Raw genomic sequence first — 7,886 nt, 5'->3', positions numbered from 1 at the left:
GCACCAGCTCCTCGCTGATGATGATCGCGTCTTCAAAATTGAAGCCGTCCCAGGCCATGAAGCCGACCAGCACATTGCGGCCCAGGGCCAGCTCGCCGCGATAAGTGGCGGCGCCGTCGGCGATGACCTCGCCCTTTTCTACCTTTTGGCCAACCGTGACGATTGGGCGCTGGTTCTGGCAGGTTCGTTCGTTGAGCCCGACGAACTTGCGCAGGTTGTAAACGTCGCCGCCGGCCTCGATGCGATTGGCGTCAACGTAGCTGACGGTTCCCTTGCGGGCGGCGCGAACGAGCATGCCCGAGTTCTGGGCCACGTCGCGCTCCATTCCGGTCGCGACGATCGGCGGCTCCGTGACCAACAGCGGCACCGCTTGGCGCTGCATGTTGGAACCCATCAGCGCGCGGTTGGCGTCGTCATGCTCGAGGAACGGGATCAAACCCGCGGAGACGCCGACCATCTGGCTCGGCGCCACATCGATGTATTGAATCTTGTCCACCGTCACCAGCTCGAAATCGGAATGGAACCGGGCGATGATCGTGTCGCCATGAATATGGCCGTTCACCACGGGAGCGTCGGCCGGGGCGACATAGGCCTCGCTTTCCTGATCGGCGCGCAGCCAAACCACTTCGTCGATCAACTTACCTTTGTGCACCTTGCGATAAGGCGTGATCAGGAAGCCATATTCGTCGACGCCGGCGTAGATCCCCAGGCTCGAGATCAGCCCGATGTTCGTGCCTTCCGGCGTCTCGATCGGACAGATGCGGCCATAGTGCGAGATATGGACGTCGCGGACTTCGAAGCCGGCTCGCTTACGGTTCAAGCCCCCCGGTCCCAACGCCGAAAGCCGCCGCTCGTGCGTGAGCATCGAGAGCGGGTTGGTCTGATCGACCACTTGCGAGAGTTCGCCGCGGCCGAAGAAATACTCGATCGCCGCCGAAACGCTCTTCGGATTGATGAGGCTCCGCGGAGTCATGTCGGCCACATCCTTCAGGCTCATCCGTTCCTGAACGGTGCGGCGGAGTTTGAGAAAGCCCTTCCGCAGCTCGTCGCAGGCCAGCTCGTCGATCGTTCGCAAGCGGCGGTTGCCGAGGTGGTCGATGTCGTCGACCTCCGCGCCCGGTTCACCCCCCGTCAGCGCCAGCAAGTATCGGATCGCCGCGATCAGGTCTTCCGGGCGAAGCGTCATTTCGCTCTCGGGCAGATCGAGCTTCAACTTGCGGCTGATGCGGAACCGCCCGACCCGCCCCAGCCGGTAGCGATTCGTATCGAAGAACTTTTCATGGAACAGCGCACGGGCTTTCTCCAACTGCGGCGGGTTTCCGGGACGCAGCCGCTGGTAAATTCGCAACAGAGCTTCTTCGTGGCTCGAGGTGGCGTCTTCCGAGAGGCTATTGAGGATCAGCGGGACCTTCACATCCGGCATCACTTCGACCGAGGTCAAGCCGGAGGTGCAAATCACCTCGGCGACGTTTTTCGTGATCTTTTGCCCCGACTCGACGATCACCTCGCCGGCCTTCGCGCTGTTGGCCGGATAGACGATGTCTTCCACGGCGATCTTCCCCTCGATCTTGCCGACGCTGCGGCCATCGACGACCTTTTCGCTCGCCACGGGATAGAACACCCGAAGCAGATCGGCGTCGAGGCTGTATTTCGGGTCCATCGCCCGCAACAGCGTCATCGCGGAGAACTTGCCGCTCTGATCGATACGGACCGTGAGCGTGTCTTTCTTCGAGATGTTCAGCTCGATCCAGCTTCCGCGCTCGGGGATGATGCGGCAGCTATGGAGCTTGCGATCGCCGGCGTCCATTTCGGCGACGAAGTCGATGCCCGGGCTGCGGTGCAATTGGCTGACGACGACGCGCTCGGCGCCGTTGATGATGAATTCACCACCGCCGAGCATGATCGGCATGTCGCCCAGATAGACCTCTTCCTCAACCGGCTCTTCCTTCGTCAGGCGGAGCCAGACGCGGAACGGCCTGCCATAGGTCAGCCGAAGCTGCCGGCATTCGTGCGGTTCGTAGCGCGGCTTGCCCAACTCATAGCGGATGTATTCCAGCTTGAGGTTCTTGTCGTAGCTTTCGATCGGAAAGATTTCGCGGAGGACTCCCTCGATTCCATGATCTTTCCGCTTCGGCGACGGAATGTCGTATTGCAGGAAGGTCTCGTAGCTGCGGGTTTGGATCTGGGTGAGATCGGGGATGTGGTGCGGCGCGCGGAGGCTGCCGAAGCGGCGGACTTCCTTGGGTCGAAGGCGTCGTTCTGCCGTAGTGGCCATATGCTCTATCGCTCCTAAGCTAAAGTGCGGACGATTTGGCGGTGGCGATCGCGCGCGTCGAAACGAGCGCACCACGAAACGCTCGAGAAAAACCGGCCCATCGCTGGCTTGACTTGTGGAAGCAAGCGCCTGTCAACCAGGCCGCGCCCCTGCGGGAATCATGGGCGGCGGCGCGGCGGTTAAAGAAGCTGCGGGTAAGGAAAGCTGCCTGAAAAAGGTGTCAGGAACCCTTTTTCCGTAACTGCTCTAGTAGGGACTGCCTCGGGATAAAAAGGTTCCTGACACCTTTTTCCCTACTTGATCGAAACCGTTGCTCCGGCTTCTTCCAACTCCTTCTTGAGCTTGTCAGCGTCTTCCTTCGAGATCCCCTCCTTGACCTTGCTGGGAACGCCCTCGACCAAATCCTTGGCCTCCTTCAGGCCCAGGCTCGTCGCGGCGCGGACAACTTTGATCACGCCGATCTTCTTGTCGCCGAATCCTTCCAAGATGACGTCGAATTCGGTCTTAGCCTCGGCCACGGGGGCTGCGCCACCGCCGCCGACCGGCCCGGCCATCATCACGGCGCCGCCGGCGGCCGGCTTGATGCCATGAACGTTTTCCAGGTAATCGCTCAGTTCCTTGGCTTCCTTGAGCGTAAGCTCAACAATCTTGTCTCCCAAATCCTTGGCGCTGGGAGAGTATTCGCGGGTGGCTTCTGCGGTGGCCATCGTCGTCCATCATCCTTTCTCACTGGGCGCCGCGGGCAAATCGATCAAGCCGACGCGGCACGAATCGGAACGGGTCGTGAAAAAACGTGTGTCCTCGTGGAGATTCGCGATTTCGAATTATCGCCTCAAGGGCAAGCCCTGGCGGAATCGGTCGGAATCGCAAATCTCAGATTTCTTACCTCGGTTGACTGGTCTCGGTCTACTAAATCGCTTCTCAACCGGCGGCGGGTTCCGCTGGCGGCGGCGAATCGCCCGCCGGCGCGCTCTTCTGCAAATCCTCGGTTCGTTGCTTGATCTGACTGGCCACCGCCCCGCCGATCGCCGTCAGTTGGCTGGCAAGTGCTGCCCCCGGAGCGAGAATCTGCCCGACAAGCAGACTCAATTGCTCCTCGCGGCTCGGCCAAGTGCTCACATTCTTGACCTCCGCGGCCGTGAGCTTCGCCCCGTCCATCGCCCCTCCACGGGCGGCGAACTTTTCGTACTCCTTCAATCCGGCCAGCCGAGTAATCTCTTTCGCGAGCGAAACGATGTCGCTGGCCCCCCAGACGATCGCCAAGGTGCCTTCCACGCCTTGAAACGCCGCGGCCAGCGGAGTTCCCTCGGTCGCTCGCCGGGCCATGCTGTTCTTGACCACCTCGAGCTTGATGTTTTTCGCCCGCAATTCCTTGCGGAGCTTCGTGGCGCGGATCGCATCGAGTCCGACAACGTTCACCAGCAGGGCGTCGCTGACGCCGGAAAGCTGCTTCTTCAGATCATCGGCGACGAGGTTTTTTACGAGCTTGCTCATGACTTCGGACACGCTTCCCTGACGGGTCGCGGCACCACGATTCGTGATTCTGGTTTAGTGACTGCGGTTAGGCGGCGATGTGGATGCCCGGGCTCATCGTGGCACTCACCGTGATCCCCTTGATGTATTGTCCCTTGACGCTGTTGGGCTTGATCGAATGCACGTGCTGGATGAAAGCCTGAATGTTCTCGGCCAGCTTTTTATCGTCGAAGCTCAGCTTGCCCACGACGGCGTGCAGGTTGCCGCCGGCATCGTTGCGAAATTCGACCTTGCCGGCCTTGTACTCGCGGACCGTCTTGGCCACGTCGGGCGTGACTGTCCCCGCACGCGGCGACGGCATCAGCCCCCGCGGGCCGAGCACTTTGCCCAGCGGCCCAACCAGCCCCATCATGTCCGGGGCGGCGATGCAAGCATCGAAGTCGGTCCAGCCCTCCTTGATTTTCTTGGCCAGCTCGTCGGCCCCGATCTCGTCGGCGCCGGCCGCCTTTGCGGCCTCGGCCTGGTCACCCTTGGCAAACACGACGACCCGCTTCGACTTGCCGATGCCGTGCGGCAGCACGATCGAACCGCGCACAAGCTGATCGGCCTGTTTGGCGTCGATCCCCAAGCGGATCGCGATCTCGACCGATTGGTCGAATTTGGTCGTGTTGAACTGCTTGAGGACGGCCACCGCCTGTTCGACGGGCAAGGTCGACTTCTCGGGCGGGCACTTCTGGGCCATCGCTTTGAAACGCTTGGTTTGCTGAGCCATAGATCACGTCGGAAGAATCAGTGAATTGAATAGTGCGGGCGGCGGCGATTCGTTCGGGCCTGGATTATCCTTCTACTGTCAGTCCCATGCTGCGGGCGGTACCTTCGACCATGCGTTTGGCGTGCTCCACATCGCGGGCGTTCAGGTCGGCCATCTTCATTTTCACGATGTCGGCGACCTGGGCCTGCGTCACCTTGCCGACCTTGTCCTTGTTCGGCACGCCGGAACCTTTGGCGATTCCGGCCGCTTGCTTCAATAGCGCCGCCGCCGGCGGACTCTTGGTGACGAAGTCGAATGTCCGGTCGTTATACACGTTGACCACTACCGGAATCGGCATGCCGCCGGCTTCGCGCGTTCGTTCGTTGAACTGTTGAACGAACTGTCCGAGGTTGATGCCAAACTTGCCCAGCGAAGTGCCCACCGGAGGCGCCGGAGTGGCCTGTCCGCCGGGAACCTGGAACTTCGCTTGCCCTACCAGTTGTTTTGCCATGACGATTCTGAATTGTACTAAAGCGCTTCGATTTGCCAGTATTCCAACTCGACCGGGGTGGAGCGGCCGAAAATGTTGATCATCACGATGACGCGGCCGTTCGCCTCGTCGATCGCGTCCACGTCACCCTCGAAATTCTCGAAGGTCCCTTCGTTAATCTTGACGCGGTCCCCCTTCTTGAAGCTGATCTTGAGCTTCGGGGCCTCGTCGGTCTTCTCTTCCGTCTTGGACAGGATTTTTTGGACGTCGTGCGCGAGCATCGGAGTCGGCCGACCCACCGACCCGGTGAAATCGCCGATTCCCGTCGTCTCGCGAACGAGGTACCACGTGTCGTCGTTGATCGCCATGTGGACGACCAGATAGCCGGGATAGAGCTTCCGCTTCGTGACTCGCTTCTTGCCCCCTTTGAACTCGGAGACCATTTCGGTCGGCACGATGCACTCGCCAAAATAGCGATCGAGTCCGGCAGCCCTGACGCGGCGCATCAGCCCTTCTTTGATCGATTCCTCGCGGTTGCTCTGCACCTTGAGGATGTACCACTCCTTTCGAATCTCTTCCTCCGCGGCGGACTCGTCCGAGGAGAGTCGGCCGTTGGGGGCCGAAGCGCCGACGGGCTCACTCTTGGGTTGATGTTCGACGACTGGCGCCACTTCGGCAGCAGGTTCACGCGCCGACTCGTGCGCATCTTCGCTCCTGGCCTGCTGGTGCGCAACATGTTCAGGCGCAGCGTGTTCATGCGCGGCGTGAGGAGCGCGGTCCGCATGGGATTCAGCGCCGTCCGGCGGCAATGTCGCTTCCGGCTGCGGTTGCCCCGCCACGTTGTCTACCTCGTCGATCACATTGCCCCCTTGAGATCTGCGCGACACAACCGCCTTTGCCTTGCCGCTCAATTAGCCGACGCCCACTCCCAACAACCGGAGCAGCGACTGCCACAGCAAATCGAACAGTACCAGCACCGTGGCCAAAACCACAATCGTCACAATGACCACGATCGATCCCCGAAACAGCTCCTTCCGTGTCGGCCAGGACACCTTGCTCATTTCGGCCTCGACCGCGATCAAAAAATCGGCGAACCGAGGCATGTTGACCAGCCGAAAACACAACCACAGCCCGACCGCGGCCAGGAGCGCGGGGATTCCGTACCGAACATACGCGGTTCCGCCGAGCGATTCACTGATCCGCCACGAGCCCAACAAGGCCACCAAAGCCAGCGCCGCAAACGTCACCTGCCGAGTGATCCGTCCTTGGTTTCGCTTGTACAAGCCGAGCCGAAACATGTCTCGCCAGAATCCGTTCAACGAGACCTCTCTTTTCTTTCTTTCGCCTGGAATGCTTTCCGTCATCCGCTTGGTGGTCATACCATTCCTTTCGACCAACAGTCAGCCGCAATCCGACAATCGGCCGGCTTCATGCCCGGTCGGCTCGGCACGATTCGCGATCGCACTCTTCCCCGCGCACCCCGGCGCGGCCGGGCCACGACGACCGGCGAGTCTGTCCGCCGCGGCAATGACGACCGCGGTGCTGCGGACAACCTCGCACGGGTCGTGGCGGTAACTGGCAGGGGCGGCGGGAATTGAACTCGCAACCTCTGGTTTTGGAGACCAGCGCTCTGCCAATTGAGCTACACCCCTTCATAAGCTTGTCAGGCGTGAATCTTCGTCACCACGCCCGAGCCGACCGTTCGGCCCCCCTCACGAATGGCGAACCGCACTCCGTCGTCCATCGCGATGGGAGTCTGGAGTTCGACGCTGATCCGGGCGTTGTCCCCCGGCATGCACATCTCGGCGTCTCCCATCAGGTTGGCCGTGCCGGTCACATCGGTCGTGCGGAAGTAAAACTGCGGCCGATAGCCGCTGAAGAACGGCGTGTGCCGCCCTCCTTCTTCCTTCGACAACACGTAGACCTCGGCCTCGAACTTGGTGTGCGGCGTGATCGAGCCGGGTTTGGCCAACACCTGGCCGCGCTCGATTTCTTCACGCTTGATGCCGCGCAACAGGCAGCCGACATTGTCGCCCGCTTGTCCTTGATCGAGGGTCTTGTTGAACATCTCGACTCCCGTGCAAACCACCTTGCGGGGCTTTTCGGAGAGTCCGATGATTTCCACGTCGTCTCCCACCTTGACAATGCCGCGCTCGATCCGACCCGTCGCGACCGTGCCGCGGCCTTCGATCGAGAACACGTCCTCGACGGCCATCAAGAACGGCTTGTCCACCTCGCGCACCGGCTCGGGAATATAGCTATCGACGGCATCCAGCAACTCCTCGATGCACTTGATCGTCTTCGGATCCTTGGGCGCGTCGTAAGCTCCCTTCGCCGAGCCGCGAACGATGGGAATCTCGTCGCCGGGAAAGCCATAGTGCGTGAGCAGTTCGCGCAATTCCAACTCGACCAGCTCGAGCAACTCGGGGTCGTCGACGAGGTCGATCTTGTTCAAAAACACGCACAGGGCCGGCACCCCGACTTGACGCGCCAGCAAAATGTGCTCACGGGTTTGCGGCATCGGGCCGTCGGCCGCCGAGACCACGAGGATCCCGCCGTCCATCTGAGCGGCGCCGGTGATCATGTTCTTGATGAAGTCGGCGTGCCCCGGACAGTCGATATGGGCGTAGTGGCGCTTCTGCGTCTCGTACTCGACGTGACTGACCGCAATGGTGACCGTTTTGGTTTCGTCGCGGACGGTGCCCCCCTTGGCGATATCGGCGTAGCTCTTGAAACTAGCCAAGCCTTTAGCCGATTGAACGGCCAAAAGAGCGCCGGTGAGCGTGGTCTTGCCGTGGTCGATGTGGCCGATCGTGCCGACATTGACGTGTGGTTTGGTTCGGGTGAAAACGTCTTTGGCCATTCTATCTCCCTGCGTTTCTCAAATTGGCGAAAGG

8 protein-coding genes and 1 tRNA gene are annotated in these 7,886 nt (G+C 61.0%); all 9 read right to left on the bottom strand.

Annotated features, from left to right (window positions below; translation table 11 throughout):
• A partial coding sequence (rpoB, locus tag VGY55_10115) for a DNA-directed RNA polymerase subunit beta (GenBank protein HEV2970335.1) occupies positions 1-2,275 on the bottom strand: 2,275 nt, incomplete at its 3' end.
• Positions 2,276-2,568: 293 nt separating this feature from the next.
• Entirely contained in the window at positions 2,569-2,982 is a 414-nt protein-coding gene (gene rplL / locus VGY55_10110; GenBank protein HEV2970334.1) for a 50S ribosomal protein L7/L12, read from the bottom strand.
• A gap of 214 nt (positions 2,983-3,196) precedes the next feature.
• Positions 3,197-3,769, bottom strand: coding sequence for a 50S ribosomal protein L10 (gene rplJ, locus VGY55_10105; GenBank protein HEV2970333.1), 573 nt, complete (start codon positions 3,767-3,769; stop codon positions 3,197-3,199).
• Positions 3,770-3,836: 67 nt separating this feature from the next.
• Entirely contained in the window at positions 3,837-4,520 is a 684-nt protein-coding gene (gene rplA / locus VGY55_10100) for a 50S ribosomal protein L1 (GenBank protein HEV2970332.1), read from the bottom strand.
• Between the two features lie 64 nt (positions 4,521-4,584).
• Entirely contained in the window at positions 4,585-5,010 is a 426-nt protein-coding gene (rplK, locus tag VGY55_10095; protein HEV2970331.1) for a 50S ribosomal protein L11, read from the bottom strand.
• Between the two features lie 17 nt (positions 5,011-5,027).
• Positions 5,028-5,876 (bottom strand): transcription termination/antitermination protein NusG, encoded by an 849-nt coding sequence (gene nusG / locus VGY55_10090; protein HEV2970330.1) that lies wholly within the window; start codon positions 5,874-5,876, stop codon positions 5,028-5,030.
• 24 nt (positions 5,877-5,900) lie between these two features.
• Positions 5,901-6,308, bottom strand: coding sequence for a preprotein translocase subunit SecE (secE, locus tag VGY55_10085; protein ID HEV2970329.1), 408 nt, complete (start codon positions 6,306-6,308; stop codon positions 5,901-5,903).
• Positions 6,309-6,565: 257 nt separating this feature from the next.
• Positions 6,566-6,641: transfer RNA gene (locus VGY55_10080), tRNA-Trp, on the bottom strand.
• 11 nt (positions 6,642-6,652) lie between these two features.
• A complete protein-coding gene (gene tuf, locus VGY55_10075; protein HEV2970328.1) occupies positions 6,653-7,852 on the bottom strand; it encodes an elongation factor Tu in 1,200 nt (399 codons plus the stop codon).
• Positions 7,853-7,886 lie beyond the last annotated feature (34 nt).

Source organism: Pirellulales bacterium, from assembly GCA_035939775.1.
Classification (GTDB): Bacteria; Planctomycetota; Planctomycetia; order Pirellulales; family DATAWG01; genus DASZFO01.
The sequence above is the reverse complement of the archived record's forward strand: the minus strand, read 5'-3'. Positions and strand labels throughout refer to the sequence as shown.